Origin of the sequence: Rugamonas rivuli, assembly GCF_009380165.1 — a bacterium.
Classification (GTDB): domain Bacteria; phylum Pseudomonadota; class Gammaproteobacteria; order Burkholderiales; family Burkholderiaceae_D; genus Rugamonas; species Rugamonas rivuli.
Map to the genome: position 1 here is coordinate 311,979 of NZ_WHUF01000004.1, position 17,580 is coordinate 329,558.

General features: G+C 67.4%; 13 protein-coding genes. 7 read left to right on the forward strand and 6 right to left on the reverse strand.

The window, feature by feature from the left end; all coding sequences use genetic code 11:
* Positions 1–122: 122 nt before the first annotated feature.
* Together GEV01_RS16410 and GEV01_RS16415 are read right to left on the reverse strand one after the other, a co-directional pair.
* Complete coding sequence (locus tag GEV01_RS16410) at positions 123–1,409, reverse strand: DUF1501 domain-containing protein (RefSeq protein ID WP_152806342.1); 1,287 nt, start codon at positions 1,407–1,409, stop codon at positions 123–125.
* Positions 1,410–1,428: 19 nt separating this feature from the next.
* Positions 1,429–2,880 carry a DUF1800 domain-containing protein gene (locus tag GEV01_RS16415; protein ID WP_152806347.1) on the reverse strand — a complete coding sequence of 484 codons (1,452 nt, stop codon included), beginning with the start codon at positions 2,878–2,880 and terminating at the stop codon, positions 1,429–1,431.
* Positions 2,881–3,058: 178 nt separating this feature from the next.
* On the opposite strand from GEV01_RS16415, the gene GEV01_RS16420 reads away from it, so the two are divergent.
* From GEV01_RS16420 to GEV01_RS16440, 5 genes are read left to right on the forward strand one after another with little or no spacing between them, the layout of a single operon-like run.
* The gene (locus GEV01_RS16420) at positions 3,059–3,757 is read left to right on the forward strand and encodes a CerR family C-terminal domain-containing protein (protein WP_152806350.1); all 699 of its coding nucleotides are present in this window, start codon (positions 3,059–3,061) and stop codon (positions 3,755–3,757) included.
* Complete coding sequence (locus GEV01_RS16425; RefSeq protein ID WP_152806351.1) at positions 3,754–5,184, forward strand: efflux transporter outer membrane subunit; 1,431 nt, start codon at positions 3,754–3,756, stop codon at positions 5,182–5,184. Before GEV01_RS16420 ends, GEV01_RS16425 begins: the two co-directional genes overlap by 4 nt.
* A 12-nt stretch (positions 5,185–5,196) precedes the next feature.
* Positions 5,197–6,354, forward strand: coding sequence for an efflux RND transporter periplasmic adaptor subunit (locus GEV01_RS16430; RefSeq protein ID WP_152806353.1), 1,158 nt, complete (start codon positions 5,197–5,199; stop codon positions 6,352–6,354).
* A gap of 9 nt (positions 6,355–6,363) precedes the next feature.
* Complete coding sequence (locus tag GEV01_RS16435) at positions 6,364–9,498, forward strand: efflux RND transporter permease subunit (RefSeq protein ID WP_152806355.1); 3,135 nt, start codon at positions 6,364–6,366, stop codon at positions 9,496–9,498.
* Between the two features lie 21 nt (positions 9,499–9,519).
* Positions 9,520–9,978, forward strand: a complete 459-nt coding sequence (locus GEV01_RS16440; RefSeq protein WP_152806357.1) for an AraC family transcriptional regulator — start codon at positions 9,520–9,522, stop codon at positions 9,976–9,978.
* Positions 9,979–10,009: 31 nt separating this feature from the next.
* On the opposite strand, the gene GEV01_RS16445 is transcribed toward GEV01_RS16440, so the two are convergent.
* From GEV01_RS16445 to GEV01_RS16460, 4 genes are all read right to left on the reverse strand, one after another.
* Positions 10,010–11,392, reverse strand: coding sequence for an efflux transporter outer membrane subunit (locus tag GEV01_RS16445; RefSeq protein WP_152806359.1), 1,383 nt, complete (start codon positions 11,390–11,392; stop codon positions 10,010–10,012).
* Positions 11,389–12,576 carry an HlyD family secretion protein gene (locus tag GEV01_RS16450; protein ID WP_152806361.1) on the reverse strand — a complete coding sequence of 396 codons (1,188 nt, stop codon included), beginning with the start codon at positions 12,574–12,576 and terminating at the stop codon, positions 11,389–11,391. The genes GEV01_RS16445 and GEV01_RS16450 overlap by 4 nt, the downstream gene beginning before the upstream one ends.
* 5 nt (positions 12,577–12,581) lie before the next feature.
* The gene (locus GEV01_RS16455) at positions 12,582–14,255 is read right to left on the reverse strand and encodes an MFS transporter (protein WP_152806363.1); all 1,674 of its coding nucleotides are present in this window, start codon (positions 14,253–14,255) and stop codon (positions 12,582–12,584) included.
* 145 nt (positions 14,256–14,400) lie between these two features.
* On the reverse strand, positions 14,401–14,775 hold the full coding sequence (locus GEV01_RS16460; protein WP_152806365.1) for a hypothetical protein: 375 nt from the start codon (positions 14,773–14,775) through the stop codon (positions 14,401–14,403).
* 197 nt (positions 14,776–14,972) lie between these two features.
* On the opposite strand from GEV01_RS16460, the gene GEV01_RS16465 reads away from it, so the two are divergent.
* Positions 14,973–16,634 (forward strand): hypothetical protein, encoded by a 1,662-nt coding sequence (locus tag GEV01_RS16465; RefSeq protein WP_152806367.1) that lies wholly within the window; start codon positions 14,973–14,975, stop codon positions 16,632–16,634.
* Positions 16,635–16,694: 60 nt separating this feature from the next.
* Positions 16,695–17,495: a substrate-binding periplasmic protein gene (locus tag GEV01_RS16470; protein ID WP_235914393.1), complete on the forward strand. Its 801-nt coding sequence runs from the start codon at positions 16,695–16,697 to the stop codon at positions 17,493–17,495.
* Positions 17,496–17,580: the final 85 nt, after the last annotated feature.

The following is a 17,580-nucleotide window of genomic DNA, read 5'->3' on the forward strand; positions in this document are numbered from 1 at the left end:
CTACGGTATTGCACCGCAACATGAACTGACATATAGTTGGAACTGTCTCCTCCAACCGTTCGCTGAACATTGGAATTCAGCCCGCACCGTCAAGGTAGCGGGCGTTTTTTTTGCCCCGCGTTTTACGCCCGCAGCAGATCGAGCCTGCCGCCGCGTGGCAGCGACGGGAACACCTGCACCAGCTGCTTGTCGCTCAACAGCAGATGGCGCTCGGCGATGGTGGCCAGCACGCTGCGGAAGTCGGTCGTCACCGGCAGATCGCGGCCCTCGTTCAAGTCCGCGTCGCCGACGCCGCGCCAGTCGCCCAGCACCTTGCCGCCGCTGACGCCTCCACCCAGCACCCACATCACATTGCCGTGTCCATGATCGGTGCCGCCGTTGCCGTTCTCGCGCGCGGTGCGGCCGAACTCCGACATCACCACGATCGTGGTCTGCTCGAACAGCGGCCCCAGTCGCTGCGCCAGCACCGCCAGTCCCTGCCCCAAAGGCTGCAGCCGATTGGCCAGCTGGCCGCGCGCCGCGCCCTGGCTGGCGTGCGTGTCCCAGCCGCCCAGCGCCACGAAGGCCAGCTGGATATTCGGGTCGTTGCGCATCAATCCCGCCAGCCGCGCCGCATCGTCGGGGAAGCCGTTGGGCAGCGGTGCGCCGCCGTTCGCAGCCTGCATCTCCGCCGACATCATGCCGCCCATGCCGCCGTTCATTTTGCCGGCCGCAGCGTCCATCACTTCCCTGTGCGCGTCCTGGCCCTGCTGGTAGGCGGCGCCGAAGCGCGGGTTGTCCGCGTACAGCTGGTCGAAGGCCTTGCCCACCGCCGGCCGGTCCAGCACATTGGCCTTGGTGCCGGCCGCGCCGTTGGCCAGGTTGACCGCCGCCGCGCGCCCCGACAGGATGCGCGGCATCGTCGGGCCTATGCTCAGCGCGCGCGTCGGCGTGGTGGCGCCGGGCAGCGCCGCCACCAGCCGGTTCATCCAGCCGTCCGCCGTGCTCTTGACGCCGGGCGTGGCCGATTCCATGTAGTCCTGCGCGTCGAAGTGCGAGCGCGTGGCGTCCGGCGAACCGCTGGCGTGGACGAAGGCCAGCTTCTTCTGCTCCCACAAAGGCAGCAGCGGCGCCAGCGCCGGGTGCAGGCCGAAGTAGCCGTCCAGGTTCAGCGCGCCGTTGTCGTCGCCCGGCCGCGCCAGCGCGATGGTCGGGCGCAGGCGCGCGTAGTTGGCGTCGCCCACCGGCGCCACCACGTTCAAGCCGTCGACCGCGCCGCGCAGCATGACGACGATCAGCTTGCGGCTGTTTTTGCCGGCATCCGTGCCGGCGCCCGGCGCGGCGGACGTCGCGGCCCACGCGTGGCGGCCCAGCGGTATCACCAGACCTGCGCCTGCGGCCAGCGTGTTGAGGAAGTCTCTGCGTTGCATGGTGGTCTCCGTCGGATGATTAGCGCTGCATGAAATCGGGGCTGCCCAGCAGCATGGCCGCGCGCAGCGGCGCCGGGCTGGCGGCGGCCGCGCCCTGCGTCTTGGCCGAGATCGAACCGGCCAATGTCGCCTGCAAGGCCTGCACGTCCAGCTCCGGCGCCATCTGCGTAGCGAAGGCGATGCGGCGGCTCAGCGCATCTGGATTGAGCCAGGCCTCCTGCGTGTTCTTGTAGCCGTCCGGCGTCTGGCAGCCGTACAGCGGCATGCCGAGACGGGTCAGCACGCCCAGCGTCTGTTTGATGTCCGGCGCCGCCGCGTTGCCGGCGCGCGCGGCCGAGATCACATACTGGTAAGGCGTCTTGAACTTCGCGCCCACCGCTTCCGGCGCCATGAATTCCGCGCTGGCGAACAAGGTGCGCAACACGCTGCGGATATCGCCCTTGCTGTCGATGTAGGTCTTGGCCATGCGGTCCACCAGCGCAGGCGGCGGCTGGTCCTGCACGAAGTACTGCGCCAGCTGGAAGCTCAGGTGATGCGCGGTGGCCGGCAGCATCGCCAGCACGTCCAGCGCATACTCGCCCTCTTCCTGGCCGCCGGCCTTGATGCGGCGGCCCAGCCAGACCTTGTCGTCGCGGTCGTGGCGCGCGGCGTCGAAGTTGAAGGTGCGGTTGCGCGCCACCAGCTCGCGGTTGTCGTAGGTCCAGCCGGTGAGCATGCGCGCCAGTTCCGTCACATCCTTCTGCGTGTAGCCGCTGTCCACGCCCATGGTGTGCAGCTCCATCAACTCGCGCGCATAGTTTTCATTCAGGCCGCTACTCTTGGCTTTCTGGCCGCCCTGCTTCTTCCCGCGTGGGACGTAGCCGTTTGCGGTGGAGACCCAGTTGTCCAGGTAGTACAGCATCGCCGGATGGTGCGCTGTGGCGCCCAGCAGGTCGCGGAAGTTCCCCAGCGCGTAAGGACGGATCGCATCGCGCTCGTAGCTGGCGATCAGCGCGCGGTCCACACCCTTGCCGGCGTAGACGTTGAAGTGATTGAACCAGAAATCGACCATTACCTCTTCCAGCTGGTTCGGGCTGTCGATGGCGCGGACGATGCGCGCCTCCGCCGTCTGCCGGCCGATGGCGGCGATCACTTCGCGCCGTTTGGCCTGGTCGCCATCCGACTCGTTCTTCGCCATGCCGCGCACTTCCAGGAAGCGCCGCAACACCGCGCCGGCCGGCTCCTGCACCGCATCGAGGCCGGCCAGGCGCGCGCTCAGCGCCGGCGGCAGAGGCGCGCCGGCGTTGAGCTGGGCCTCGATGTAACGCTGCACGCCCATCTGCGTCACCCGTTCGACGTCGCCCGGCTTGGGGCCGTAGGCGATGCGGTTGAGGACATGGGCGGCGGCCTGCTCCGGCGTCAACGGCTCGGCGGCGGTGGCGACAGCGCTTGCGGCCACGGCGGCCAGGGCGATCCAGCGGAAAAGCTTCATGGCTAAACTCCGGTCGAAAAATATATTTACTTTATATAACAATATTGTCCTGCCTCAAACGACTGCCATGTATCGGTTGTAAGCGGCTGTAAGCGGCTGGAATGCGTTGCTTCACAAATAAATTAAACAATCGATTTAGTTATATCATTTGTTTAAATTATGTGATGTAATGCCGCCCATGAACGCTAAACCCACTTCCATCGATACCAGCCAGCCCGCCGAAGACGGCCGCAAGCCACGTTCGGACGGCGAGCAATCGCGCGAGCGGCTGCTGCAAGCCGCCATGCGCCTGTTCGCCGCGCAGGGCTTTTCCAAAACCTCAACGCGCGAGATCGCCCAGGCGGCCAGCGCCAACGTCGCCGCGATCAGCTACTACTTCGGCGACAAGGCCGGTCTGTACCAGGCCTGCTTCAGCTTCATGTGCCAACCGGAGCCGGAGCAGATCGAGATGTTCGCCCAGCCGCATTTCACGCTGCGGCAGTCGCTGGAAGGCTTCTACCGCCACATGCTGGCGCCGCTGATAGCGGGCGAAGACGCGCAGCTGCTCGTGCGTCTGTTTTACCGGGAAATGCTGGAACCCACCGGGCTGTGGGAGCAGGAAATCAACAACAACATCAAGCCGGAACATATGGCGATGGCCCAGGTATTGAGCCGTCATCTGGGCCTTGAGCAGCCAAACGACGACGTACACCGGCTGACTTACGCCATCGCCGGCATGGCCGTGCAGATCATGGTGGGACGCGACATCATCACCGCGATCACACCGCATCTGCTGTCCACGCCGGAGGCGATCGACAGCTGGGCGCAGCACCTGGTCGGCTATGCCGAAGCCATGGTGCTAGCCGAGAAATCCAAACTTCAACGAGGGAAAGCATGAAGATAATCCTACGCGCGGCGGCACTGGCCGTCGCCGCGTCGCTGAGCGCCTGCGCCACGCAGGCGCCCGCGCCGCACGTGGCCGCGCTGGCGCCGCAGCAGTGGCAGGCGCCGCTACCGCATAACGGCAGCCAGGCCGACCTGGCCAGCTGGTGGAGCCGCCAGGCAGACGCCCTGCTGGTGCAGCTGATCGAATCGGCGCAAACGGTCAGCCCGACCATCGCCACGGCCGGTTCGCGCATCGCGCAATCGCGCGCCGAGCGTGTGGCCGCAGGCGCCGCGCTGGCGCCGTCGCTGAACGCATCGGTCAGCGCCAGCCGCAGCAACCAGCAATCGTCGATGCCGACCGGGACCACCTCGCAGGCGGCCTTGCAGGCCTCGTGGGAGATCGACCTGTTCGGCGCCAACCGCGCCGCGCGCGACGCCGCACAAGCGCGCCTCGACAGCGCCCACGCCGGCTGGCACGACGCCCGCGTCTCGGTGGCGGCCGAAGTGGCCAACCAATACTACGGCCTGCGCGCCTGCGAACAACTGCTGGCCGTGGCCGAACAGGACAACGCCTCCCGCACCGATACCGCGCGCCTCACGGAGCTGAGCGCCAAGGCCGGCTTCCAGTCGACGGCCAGCCTGGCGCTGGCGCGCGCCAGCGCGGCCGACGGCAACAACCGCTACCTCGCCCAGCGCGCGGCCTGCGACATCAACGTCAAATCGCTGGTGGCGCTGACCGCCATCGCCGAACCGGAACTGCGCCGCAAGCTTGCCGACGGCGCGTCGATGGCCGCCGGAGCGGCCGCCAGCGCGCCATCCATCGCCATCGCCGAACTGCCGGCGCGCACGCTGAGCCAGCGTCCCGACGTCTTCACCGCCGAGCGCGAAGTGACGGCCGCCAGCGCCGATGTCGGCAACGCCCAGGCGCAGCGCTATCCGCGCCTGTCGCTGTCCGGCTCCGTCGGCTACGGCAACTTCCGCGCCGGCGGCGTCAACACCGGCACCGACACCTGGACCATCGGCCCGGTCGCAGTGACGCTGCCGCTGTTCGACGCCGGCAAGCGCCGCGCCAACGTCGACGCGGCCAGCGCCCGCTACGACGCCGCCGTCTCCAGCTACCGCGCCGCCGTGCGCCAGGCCGTGAGCGAAGTGGAACAGGCGCTGGTCAACCTGGACGCCACCGGCCGGCGCACCAGCGACGCCCAGGCCGCGCTGGACGGCTACCGCGTCAACTTCACCGCCGTCGAAGACCGCTACAAGAACGGGCTGGCCAGCCTGTTCGAACTGGAGGACGCGCGCCGCACGCGCCTGGCCGCCGAACAAACCGTCATCAACCTGCAACGCGACCGCAGCGCCGCCTGGGTAGCGCTGTACCGCGCCGCCGGCGGCGGCTGGACCGCCCCGGCCGACGGCGCCCCCGCCGTCGTCAGCGCCAACTAACCTGTGCCCATCATGAAAAATCTGAAAACCCATCTGAAACCTGTCGCCTTCGCACTGCTGGCCGTCTTCGTCATCGGCGGCGCCGGCCTGGCGCTCTACCCGTCGTCCACGCAAGCGGCCGACGACAAGAAAGCGGAAACCGCCAAGCCGGCGCTGACCGTCACCACCACCAAGCCGTCCGCCGCGCGCCTGCCGATCAAGCTGGCCGCCAACGGCAACGTCGCCGCATGGCAGGAGGCCAGCGTCAGCAGCCAGTCCACCGGTTTGCGCCTGGCCGAAGTGCGCGTCAACGTTGGCGACGTGGTCAAGGCCGGCGATGTGCTGGCCGTGTTCTCCGCCGAAACCGTGGAGGCCGACCTGGCCCAATCCAAGGCCGCGCTGATGGAGGCTGAAGCCAATGCCGCCGACGCCGTCGCCAACGCCGCCCGCGCACGCACGCTGCAAAACTCCGGCGCGCTGAGCGCGCAGCAACTGAGCCAGTACGCCACGGCCGAACAAACCGCCAACGCCCGCATCGCCTCGGCCAAGGCCGCGCTGGCGAGCCAGCAGCTGCGCCTGAAGTACACCAAGGTGGTGGCGCCGGACAGCGGCATCATCTCGGCACGCGGCGCCACCGTCGGCGCGGTGATCGGCTCCGGCACGGAACTGTTCCGCATGATCCGCCAGGGCCGCCTTGAATGGCGCGCCGAAGTGGTGGCCGCCGACCTGCGCAACCTGAAGGTCGGCACCGGCGCCGTCGTCAAGGCCGCCAACGGCAGCGAAGTGACGGGCAAGGTGCGCATGATCGCGCCGACCGTCGACATGCAGACCCGCTCCGCGCTGGTCTACGTCGACCTGCCGCCGGCCGCCGCCAGCAAGGACGCGCCGTTCAAGGCCGGCATGTTCGCCAGCGGCCAGTTCGAACTGGGCACCTCGGACGCGATGACCGTGCCGCAGCAAGCCATCGTGGTGCGCGACGGCTTCAGCTTCGTGTTCCGCCTGAACGCCAACCAGCACGTCAGCCAGATCAAGGTGCAGCCGGGCCGCCGCCTGGGCGACCGCATCGAGGTGCTGGGCGGCCTGACCGCCGACACGCAAGTGGTGGTGCGCGGCGCCGGCTTCCTCAACGACGGCGATTTGGTCAGCAACGTCGCCGAGACCGCGCCGGCCGCCAAGCTGGCCGCGAAGTAAGGACACGCCATGAATTTTTCCTCCCTATCGATCAAGAATCCGATCCCGGCGATCATGCTGTTCGCGCTGCTGACGCTGGCCGGGCTGCTGGCCTTCAAGGCCAATCCGGTGCAGGACTTCCCGGACATCGAACTGCCTATCGTCACCATCACCGCCACGCTGGACGGCAGCGCGCCGGCCCAGCTGGAAACCGAAGTGGCGCGCAAGATCGAAGACTCGGTCGCCACGCTGCAAGGCGTGAAGAACATCTCGACCACGGTGCTGGACGGCGTGTCCACCACGGTGGTGGAGTTCATCCTTGAGAAGCCGATCTCCGACGCCGTCAACGAAGTGCGCGACGCCGTCGCCCGCGTCAAGGCCGACATGCCGGCCGAGCTGCGCGACCCGACCGTGACCAAGGCCGCCACCGCCGGCCGCGTGGTGATGACCTTCACCGCCGCCGCTTCCAAAGCGCCCGGCGAGAAGATGGACACCCAGGAACTGAGCTGGTTCGTCGACAACGCCGTCTCCAAACGCCTGCTGGCGGTGCCCGGCGTGGGCGCGGTCAAGCGCGTCGGCGGCGTGAAGCGCGAGATCCGCGTGGAGCTGGACGACGCCCGCATGGCCGCATTGCGCGTGTCGGCGCTGGACGTGTCGCGCCAACTGCGCCTGGTGCAGAAGGAAGCGCCGGGCGGACGCGGCGACGTCAGCGGCGCCGAGCAATCGGTGCGCACCATCGCCACCGTGCAGAGCGCGGCCGAGCTGTCGGCCGTCGAACTGCCGCTGACGGATGGACGCCGCGTGCGTCTCAACCAGGTGGCCACCGTCACCGACACCGTCTCCGAACCGCGCGCCATCGCGCTGCAGGACGGCGTGCCGGTGATCGGCTTTGAAATCTTCCGCACCAAGGGCGCCAGCGAAACGGCCGTGGCCAAGGGCGCCCGCGCCGCCATCGAGGAACTGGGCAAGAACAACCCGCGCGTCGAACTGAAACAGGTGATCGACAACGCCTTCCCGGTCGAAGAAAACTTCAACGGCTCGATGGAGCTGCTGTACGAAGGCGCCATCCTGGCGGTGCTGGTGGTGTGGTGGTTCCTGCGCGACTGGCGCGCAACGCTGGTGGCCGCGGCCGCGCTGCCGCTGTCGGTGATGCCGGCCTTCCTCGGCCTGTATTTGTTCGGCTACACGCTCAACATGGTCACGCTGCTGTCGATGGCGCTGGTGGTGGGCGTGCTGGTCGACGACGCCATCGTCGAAATCGAAAACATCGCGCGCCACCTGCGCATGGGTAAAACCCCGATGGAAGCGGCGATGGAAGCGGCCGACGAAATCGGCATGGCGGTGATCGCCACCACCTTCGCGCTGGTCGCGGTGTTCCTGCCGACCGCCTTCATGGGCGGCGTGCCCGGCCTGTTCTTCAAGCAGTTCGGCTGGACCGCCGTGGTGGCGGTGCTGGCATCGCTGGTGGTGGCGCGTCTGCTGACGCCGATGATGGCCGCCTACATCCTCAAGCCCATCATGCACGGCGAGGAAAAGGACGGCTGGCTGATGACGCGCTACATCCGCGTGATGCGCTGGTGCCTGAAGCACCGCCTGGTGACGGCGATCGCCTCGCTGGCCTTCTTCGTCGGTTCGATCATGCTGGTGGGCCTGCTGCCGACCGGCTTCGTTCCGGCCGCCGACCGTTCGCAGACCCAGATCAACCTGGAACTGCCGCCCGGCTCCACGCTGGCGGAAACCGGCGTGATCGCCGAACGCGCCCGCAAGGCAGCGATGGAAGTCAAAGGCATCAAGGCCGTGTTCAGTTCCATCGGCGGCGGCTCCAGCGGCGACGCCTTCGCCCCCGGCACCGCGGCCGAAGCCCGCAACGCCGTGCTGACGCTGACCACCGTGCACCGCAACGACCGCAAGGAATCGATGCCCGACCTGGAAGCGGAGATCCGCCACAAGCTCGACGCCATTCCCGGCGCCCGCTTCAAGGTGGGCCCGCCGGACAACGGCGTCAAGATGCAGCTGGTGCTGCGCAGTGAAGATCCGGTGGCGCTGAAGGAAACCGCGCAAAAAGTGGAGCGCGAAATGCGCACGCTCAAAGGCGTGGGCAACGTGCGCTCCAGCGCCTCGCTGGTGCGTCCGGAGATCATCGTCACGCCGGACTTCGCCAAGGCCGCCGACCTGGGCGTGACCGCGGCTTCGATCGGCCAGACGGTGCGCGTCGCCACCGCAGGCGACTACGACACCGACCTGACCAAGATGAACCTGCCGGAACGCCAGGTGCCGATCCGCGTCAAGCTGCCGGACGCCGTGCGCGCCGACCTGGAAGCCATCGGCCGCCTGACGGTGCCTGGCAAGAACGGTCCGGTGCTGTTGGCCACCGTCGCCACCATCACGATGGAAAGCGGCCCGGCGCAGATCAATCGCCTGAACCGCAGCCGCAACGTCACGCTGGAAGTGGAGCTGGGCAAACGCTCGCTGGGCGAAGTGAACGAGGAAGCGCGCGCGCTGCCGACCATGAAGAACCTGCCGCCGTCGGTGAAGATCGCGGAGCTGGGCGACACCCAGGAGATGGCGTCGCTGTTCGCCAGCTTCGGCCTGGCCATGCTGATCGGCGTGGTCTGCATCTACTGCGTGCTGGTGCTGCTGTTCAAGGACTTCATGCAGCCGGTGACGATTCTGTTCGCCCTGCCGCTGTCGATCGGCGGCGCCTTCGTGGCGCTGCTGATCACCGGCCGCGCGCTGTCGATGCCGTCGATGATCGGCCTGATCATGCTGATGGGGATCGTTACGAAAAACTCAATCTTGTTGGTTGATTATGCTATTCTGGCGCGTCAGGAAGGCATGAGCCGTTTCGAAGCATTGGTCGACGCCTGCCACAAGCGCAGCCGTCCGATTCTGATGACCACCATCGCCATGGGCGCCGGCATGATGCCGCTGGCGCTGGGCTGGGGCGCCGATCCGAGCTTCCGTTCGCCGATGGCGATCACGGTGATCGGTGGCCTGATCACGTCGACGTTACTGAGCCTGCTGGTGATACCGGCCGTGTTCACCTACATCGACGATCTGGAACATCTGCTCAAACGCCTGATGGGCATGCTGCGCCGCCAGCCGGCGCCGGCGCCCGAAGCAAGCGCCCCACCGCTGCGCAAGGTCGCAGGCGGCGGCCACTAACACCAACTCAAGGAGATCGATATGGAATATGAAGTCAAGGATTTGCCCGCAGTACGCGTAGCCTACCTGCGCTACAAGGGTCCGTTCGGTGCGCCGATCGGCGAGTTCTGGAAGGAAGTGTTCACGCCGTGGCAGAAAGCCTTCGGCCTGGTGAACAAAGTCACCTACGGCGTGGCGCAGGACGATCCGAGCACCACGCCGCCGGAGCAGTGCCGTTACGACGCGTGCGTCGAAGTCTCGGCCGAGTATCCGATCAAGGAACCGGCCAAGGAAGCGACGATACCGGCCGGCCGCTACGCGGTCGCCAAGTTCAGGGGCACTGGCGACCAGGTGCCGCAGATGTGGGGCGAGTTCTTCGGCCAGCTGCACGCCGAAGGCAAGGCCGACGCGGGCGCCTGCTTCGAACGCTATCCGGCCGACTACGCGATGGACCCGGCCACCGGCGTGTTCGAAGCGGAGCTGTGCATCCCGGTCAAGTAATCGTCCGTCCTGGCTGACGGTGGCGGCCCGCTCAGGGCCGTGCCGTCCAGCCGCCGCCCATGGCACGGTATAAATCCACCGACGCCACCAGCGTGCGCGTCTTCAGCTGCAAGCGTCCCACGTCGGCGTTGTACAGCGTGCGCTGGGCATCCAGCTCCTCCAGATACGAAGCGTAGCCGTTGCGATAGCGGTTGTGCGCGATGCGCAGCGTCTCGGCCGCCGTGGCGCGGCGCGCGTCGTTCTGCACCGCCTGCTCCTTCAAGCGCGCCAGTGCCCCCAGGCTGTTGTCGGTTTCGGCAAACGCCGTGCGCACCGCATTTTCATACGCATAAACGGTTTGGTCGCGCTGCGCGGCAACGGCGTCGGTCTGGTGCTGCACGCGGTCGCCCTCGAACACCGGCGCGACGATCGCGCCGGTCAAGCGCCACAACGCGGTCGGCGCGTTGACGAAATCGTGCCACTTCAGGTTCTGCACACCGCCCACCATCGTCAGCTTGAACGACGGCAGCAGCTGGTCGCGCGTAGCGGCCAGGTTGGCGTTGACGGCGATCAGGTTGAATTCGGCGCGCGCGATGTCGGGACGGCGCCGTAGCAGTTCCGACGGCAGGCCCGCAGGCACAGGCGGCGCTTGCAGCTGCACCAGCTCCAGGCCGCGCGCGACCGGGCCCGGATTGCCGCCGGTGAGGATGGACAGCGCATTCTCCTGTTCGAAGATGGAGCGCTTCAGCTGCGGCACCTGCTCCGCCGTGGTTTGATATTCGGCCTGCGCCTGCAACCACTCCAGCCGCGAACTGTAGCCGACATCGAACTGGCGCTTGGCCAGGTCGCGCGATTCCTCGCGCAGCTTCAATGTGGCTTCGGTCAGCGCCAGCTGGGCATCCAGGCCGCGCAAGTTCAAATAGCCCGAGGCCACTGTGGCGGCGATCGACAACGCGGCCGCATCGGCGTTGGCCTGCTCCGCCTGATAGGTGGCGGTGGCGGCGTCGGTGGCCGCAGCCAGCCGGCCCCAAACATCGACTTCATAACTGGCCTGGAACTCGGCCTGGTAGACATTGGTCACGTAGGGCACGCCGTTGTAGGCCAGCTGGCGCGTGCGGGTCGGCGCGGTGTCGACGAAGACGTTGGCCTTCTGCCCGGCGGCGGCCACGCCGACCAGCGCGCGATACTGCGCCACGCGGGCGCGGGCGATGCGCAGGTCGCCGTTATGCTCAAGCGCTGCGGCCACCAGCGCGCTCAGCGCCGGATCGCCAAAGGCTTGCCACCATTGCGCCTGCACGACAGCGCCCTGCTCCGTTTCGGCGGCAGTGCGCCAGGCGGCCGGCGTCTGCAAGGACGATGCGGGTGGAGCCGGCGTCTTGGCCGCGCAGCCGGCCAGCGCCAGCACGAGCGCCGTCGATATGACGCGCAGTCTCATGGCTTGGCTCCGGCGGTCTTGGCCGAATCGTTCAGCACCGCCGACGTATCGATGCTGACCACCACCGACATCCCCGGCGCCAAACGATGCGCCTTGGCCTGCCCCGCATCGATGCGGATGCGCACCGGAATGCGCTGCGCGATCTTCACGTAGTTGCCGGTCGCGTTATCGGCCGGCAGCACGCTGAACTCCGAACCGGTGGCCGGCGAAATCCGCTCCACCTGGCCGGTCAGCTGCGCGCCATCCAGCGCATCGACCTTGAAGGTGGCGCTCTGCCCGACCTGCACGCCATTCATCTGCGTCTCCTTCAGGTTGGCGATCACCCACAGCTGGCGCGGCACAAGCCCCATCAACTGCGCGCCCGTGTTGACGTACGCCCCCTTGCGCACCGTGACCTGGCCCAGCTGGCCGTCTTCCGGCGCAGTGATGCGCGTATTGTCCAGGTCCACCTTGGCCGCCTTCAGCGCCGCCGTCGCATTCGCCACGGCCGCCGCCAGCGACAGCTTGTTCACCACCACCGACTGCACCTGCTGGCGCGCGATCTCCAGGCTGGCGCGCGCCTGCGACACCGCAGCCGCCGTTTGCGCCTTGGCTGCCTTGGACGAATCCTGCTCGCGCAGCGACAGCGAGCCATCGGCAGCCAGCGAATTCACGCGGCTCAAATCGGCCACCGCCTTGGCGGCCTGCGCCTCCGCGTTGGCCAGCGCGGCCTGGTTCAGCGCCACGCCGGCTTCCGCCGTGCGGTGGGCCTGTTCCCAGTTGGCCAGCGCCGCCTTTTGCGCGGCCAGCTGGGCATCCGCCTGCTCGTAGCGCTGCTGGTAGATGCGGTCGTCGATCTGCACCAGCAAATCGCCCTGCTTCACCTGCTGGAAATCCTGCACGCGCACATCGATCACATAGCCAGGCAGCTGGGTGCCGATCAGCGTGACCTGGCCGCGCACCAGCGCATTCTCGGTGGAGACGATGGCACTGCTGAACGGCGGCAGCCGCCACGCATACAGCACGATCAGCACGCCGACCAGCGCCACGAGGGAAAACGCGATCGCCGAGATAATCTGCGCGCGCCGGTCGGGCGCCGGCGCCACCGGCGCGGCCGCTGCAACCGCTGCCGCCGCAGCTGCGGCAGCCACCGCCGCCACGCGGGTTTCGGATGAGGAGGAATTGTCGGGAGTATTGTCAGCCATATGCGTCAGCGCGATCCGGAATTGTTGAGAGAGACATTAGCCATGCCGGTCTGCGCATTGTGCGCAGGCCTGGCCTGGCAGACGACGCACACCGACCACAGATGGCGGCCCAGCAGCCAGGCCAGTGTCAGCAGCGCCACCAGGGTAATCATCAGGAAGACATCGTTGTAGGCCAGGATGTTGGCCTCGCGCGTGGCGGCCGCGCCCAGCGCCGCCACGCCGGTCGCGCTGCGGGCTGCGGGATCGGCCAGCGCCGCGCCGACCGTGGCGCCGCCGCTCTGGATGCGCGCCGCCACCATCGGATCGAGCAGCGTCAGATGCTCGACCAGTATGCTGGAGTGGAACTTCTCGCGCACCACCTGGAAGGTGCCGACCAGCGCCGAGCCAAGCAGGCTGCCCAGCGTCTGCGTGATGCTGAACATGACCGAGAAGCTGACCAGGTTATTCGGCGCCGCGATCACCGCGCCGAAGCCCGAGACAAACGTCGGCCCGATGAAGAAGGCGCCGCCGAAGGCCAGCAGGAACTGGCTCACATACAGGTCGGCCGGCCGTGTCAAATTGGTGGCGTCGGAATCCATGTAGGCGCCGGCCGCCATCACCGCCAGCGAGAACATCAGCTGCAAGGGGATGCGCGCCGGCGTGATGGTCAGCGCGCTGGCCACCAGGCCGGCCACGGTGCCGATCATGACGATGATCCACAACATCTGCATCTGGTCGTTGTTCAGGCCCAGCGCTTGCAGGAAGCCCACGGTGCCGTTGGCCTCCGACTGCACCACGCGGATCAGCAGCACCGACATCGCCAGCCGCGCGATATTGCCGTTGGTGAGCCAGCGCGTGTTGAGCAGCGGCCGCGCACGATTGTGCTCGACCAGCAGCGCGGCGGCAATCAGCACGATGGCGCCGGCCAGGCACAAGCCCAGCCAGCGCGATTCGAACCACCATACGGTGCGGCCCAGCGCCAGCACCGCCGACAGCAGCGCCACGCCGGGCGCGAACAGGCCGAAGGTGAGGAAGTCCATTTTCTCGAAGGCCTTGACGCGGTCGCCCGGCGGCAGCTTGAGCGCCAGCACGCAGGCCAGCGACAGCAGCGCCAGTCCCAGTTCGAAGAAGTACAGGCCGCGCCATTCGCCGAACTCCATCAGCTCCGACGAGAACATGCGCGCCATCGGCAGCGCCAGCTGCGAGAAGCCGATGCCGAACACCACCGCCTTGAGCCGGTGCTGCGCCGGGAAGGCTTGCAGCGTGTAGTACAGCCCAAGCGTGGTCAGGGCGGCGCCGCTCATGCCGTGCGCAGCGCGCACCGCGATGGCCGAGGCCAGGCCGTGCACGAACAGGTGGGCCACGGTGGCCAGCGCATACAGCACCAGGAACAGTTCCGTGAACAGGCGCAGGCCGTACTGCTGGCGGAACTTCACCAGCAAGAGGTTCATCGACACATTGGCCATCACATAGGCGGCCGGCAGCCACTGGATCTCCGCCGAGTAGACGCCGAGCGAGCCTTGAAGATAAGGCAGGTTGACCGACACCAGCGCGTTACCCAGGCCGCCGGTGACGGCGACGATGAAGCCGACCACCAGGAAGGCCAGCCGGCGCTCGGCCGTGTGCAAGGGTGTGGACGGCGATCCCGGCAACGAGGGGCGCTCGTGCGGAAGCCATACTTGAGGGGCGTAGACGTCCATGCTCAGCTTATCCTGATTCTGTTCTTAGGCGGGGCGTAAACTGCGTAATGACGAGCATATCACTATGCACGCCATTGTTGAATAATTTACAGTCAGGCCAAAAGGCAGAGACCAAAGGATAAAGCCGGCTGGCGCCGGCCCGGGACTACTTGGGGCTGCGTGAGCTCAGCAGCTTGGAGATGCCATAGCCTGCGGCGGCGGCCAGCAGTACGGAGATGGCAGGGCTGGCGCGCACATGGCTGCGGCCCGATTCGGTCAGCGCCTTGCAACTGGCCGATACTTGCTTGCCGCGCGCGATCAGGCGGTCGGAGGTGCTTTCCACGGTGTCGGCCACTTTGTTGACGCCATCGGCGACCTTGTCGACACCGTTATGGGCGCTGTTGGCCAGGCGGTCGGTGGTCGGTGGCACCTTGTCGGCGACCTTGTCGATGGCGGCATGCGCGTCGGCGCGCAGGTTGTTGCCGATCTGGGTGACGCCGTCGCGGGCGGCATTGATTTTGCTGTCGATGCTGTTTTCCATGATGCTTTCCTTTTTCGTGTGAATGTTGAAACTGCCAAGGACACGATAGGCCGATCGCCAGCGCTTAACCGTGCGGAAGCTAACAGAGAGGCAAGCTGGGCGCTTCATTGCAGTAATCAGCCTGCTATGTGAACTGGCACACGGACGGCGGCGCCCGAGAGGAGGATGCTGCAACAAAGACGATACAGGAGAGCGGCATGTTTCCCATCTCATCCGCAGCGCTGACCACGCCGGCCGATATTTCACCGGTGGCTGAAAGCGCCGCCGTGGCGCCGGTACGCGCCGACCTGGTGAGCGCCGCCGACTCGGCCACCGACGCGCCGGCGCCCGCCTCGGTATCGGTCGAACTGTCGCCGGTGGCGAACTTCCTGCTGACGGTATCGCAATCGCAGCAACAACTGACCCAGCTGCAAGCGGCGACGGCCAACGGCGCCGACGCCCGGCAAACCGCCGAGCAAGCCGCGACCTTGAACGACACCACGCAGAATGTGGTGAACGCATTCAACTTGCTGCCCGCAGTGGACTTCAACCAGACTGAGCCGCAGGGGCCGTCGTTGTTGAACCGGCTGGTGGAAAGCCTCAACAATGCTAACCAACAGCAGCAGTCGGCGGCACAGAACCTGGCGCGGATCGGCGTCACCTTGCAGCCGCCGCTGCTATCGGATGCGACCGGCGGTCTGTCGCTCGATAACGAGGTGCTGCGGACCGCCTTCCGCAGCAATCAGCAAGCCACGACGGACACGCTGCAAAACACGCTCAACACCTTCAGCGCGGTGGCGACGCGCTTTGCCGAACAGCTGAGCGCCGCCGGCACCAGCGCGGCGGAGACGCTGACGGCCCGGCAGCAGCCGAGCCTGGAGCAACGGCCCGATACGCAGCCGCCGGCCGCGCCCTCGCCCATCGTCAATCCCCTCCAGGCATCGACCGCCGAGGTGATCGCCCAGCAAAACGCCGAGGCCGCCAACGCCACGCAGCAAGCGAACTCCGCGCAACAGGCGAACACGGCACAGCAGACCGCCATCCGGCAAGCCAGCGATACGCAGGCACAGCCGACCGATACCGGCAATACGGCGCAGGTCAATCCGAGCACTACGGCGCCAGCCGATGCGCAGGCCGCCCGACAGGCAGCAGATGCCGCAGCCACTGCAGCGGCTGCGCGCCAGCAATCATCGGCCTCCCTGAGCGCGGTCAACGCCGCCAGCACGCAGGCGGCCACGCAGGCAGCGGCGGCGCGCAGCGCGGCTGCCGCCGCCTCGACCAGCGCCGCCAACAGCGCCAACGCCACAGCCGCCCAGCAGGCCAACGCCGCGCAGACCGCAGCCTCCAGCCTGGCAAGCGCCAACGCGGCAGCGGCGGCCGCCGAGGCGCAAGCGCAGGCGGCGCAGAACGCGGTCGAGTCACTGGCCGCCCAGAACGCAGCGGCGAATGCGGCCGCCCAACAAGCCAGCGCTGCGCAGGTCGCCGCCACCACGCCGGAAGCAGCCAACGCCGCTGCGGCCATCGCCGCCCAGCAAGCTAGTGCGGCCCAGGCCACCGCGGCCAACCTCGCAGCGGCCAATGCCGCAGCCGCGACGGCGGCGCAACAGGCAAGTGCCGCGCAAAACGCGGCGGCACAGGCGCAGGCCGCGCAAGTTCAGGCATCGCAGAACGCAGCGGCGCAGGTCGCCGCCGTCCAGGCCAACACGCAGCAAAACGACCCGCTGCGCGCCAACCCCGCGCTGGCGTCGGCCATCGCCGCCTACAACATCAACACCACGGGCGCCAACGCCCCGGCCACCCAAGCGGCCACCGAGGCGATCCCCCGCGTGCCGGCAGTGGAAGCCGCCGCCCGCTCGCGCGCGATCGGCAACGCACCATAATTCAGGGACCGGCTCCCGGAAGCGTGCAATAATCGGCCGATGCTCACTGCTCAATTGCCGATGACACGATTGCCAATGACGGGTATTTTTCTTGCCGCCGTGCTGTACAGCGGCGTGCAGGCGCATGCCGCCGCGCCGCCGGTGGTGCCGGTGGTGCCGCTGCTGATCGGCGATACGCTCGACGAACAGGGCAAGCCCCGCCCCATGCCCGCAGTCAAACGCAAGGTGCTCGATGCGGTGGCGCAGGAACTGGGCGTCACCTTCGAGCCGCGCACCTATCCCTGGGCCCGCGCCGAACGCTATGCGCTCGACGGCGTCGGCCTGGTGTTCGGATTGCCGAAAACCGCAGACCGCCTGCGCGCACTGCACTACTCCGACACCGCTTCCCACAACAGCCTGTGGCTGGTGACGCGCAGCGACGCCACCTTCCCCTTCAGCCGCCTGGAAGACCTGCGCGGCAAGACGGTCGGCACGGTGCGCGGCTACAGCTACGGCGAAGACTTCGACAAGGCACGCGGCACGCTGTTCCGCACCGACGAAGACATCTCCTCGCGCGGCACCCGCCTCACCCGCCTGATGCTCAAGCGCGTGGATGTGGTGCTGCTGTTCCAGCCCGACGGCCTGACCGCAAAAGACCTGGAGGACGACCTGCGCACCTTCATGGCCCCGCGCCTGCCGGCCATCGGCACCGCCGCCAACGCCGGCTTCAGCGTGTTGCCCAAGCCGCTCACCACCGACAGCGGCCAGTTTTTCGCCATCGCCCGCAGCAAGGACGACGGCATCATCGACCGCATCAACGCCGCGCTGGCCCGCATCCGCAAGCGCGAGGAGGACGCCAGGCGCCAACGCCCACCGAATTAAATTTTGAACACCGCCCGTTTGAAAGGCGATATGGCTTAAAACCGGCCAATCGAAAGCCCAAGTCACACGATAATATTTTGCGTTT

Coding starts and splice junctions, on each gene's coding strand:
- GEV01_RS16435 (WP_152806355.1), top strand. CDS start 6,364: ATGAATTTTTCCTCCCTATCGATCAAGAATCCGATCCCGGCGATCATG.
- GEV01_RS16465 (WP_152806367.1), top strand. CDS start 14,973: ATGTTTCCCATCTCATCCGCAGCGCTGACCACGCCGGCCGATATTTCA.
- GEV01_RS16430 (WP_152806353.1), top strand. CDS start 5,197: ATGAAAAATCTGAAAACCCATCTGAAACCTGTCGCCTTCGCACTGCTG.
- GEV01_RS16420 (WP_152806350.1), top strand. CDS start 3,059: ATGAACGCTAAACCCACTTCCATCGATACCAGCCAGCCCGCCGAAGAC.
- GEV01_RS16455 (WP_152806363.1), bottom strand. CDS start 14,255: ATGGACGTCTACGCCCCTCAAGTATGGCTTCCGCACGAGCGCCCCTCG.
- GEV01_RS16460 (WP_152806365.1), bottom strand. CDS start 14,775: ATGGAAAACAGCATCGACAGCAAAATCAATGCCGCCCGCGACGGCGTC.
- GEV01_RS16470 (WP_235914393.1), top strand. CDS start 16,695: ATGACACGATTGCCAATGACGGGTATTTTTCTTGCCGCCGTGCTGTAC.
- GEV01_RS16415 (WP_152806347.1), bottom strand. CDS start 2,880: ATGAAGCTTTTCCGCTGGATCGCCCTGGCCGCCGTGGCCGCAAGCGCT.
- GEV01_RS16410 (WP_152806342.1), bottom strand. CDS start 1,409: ATGCAACGCAGAGACTTCCTCAACACGCTGGCCGCAGGCGCAGGTCTG.
- GEV01_RS16440 (WP_152806357.1), top strand. CDS start 9,520: ATGGAATATGAAGTCAAGGATTTGCCCGCAGTACGCGTAGCCTACCTG.
- GEV01_RS16450 (WP_152806361.1), bottom strand. CDS start 12,576: ATGGCTGACAATACTCCCGACAATTCCTCCTCATCCGAAACCCGCGTG.
- GEV01_RS16425 (WP_152806351.1), top strand. CDS start 3,754: ATGAAGATAATCCTACGCGCGGCGGCACTGGCCGTCGCCGCGTCGCTG.
- GEV01_RS16445 (WP_152806359.1), bottom strand. CDS start 11,392: ATGAGACTGCGCGTCATATCGACGGCGCTCGTGCTGGCGCTGGCCGGC.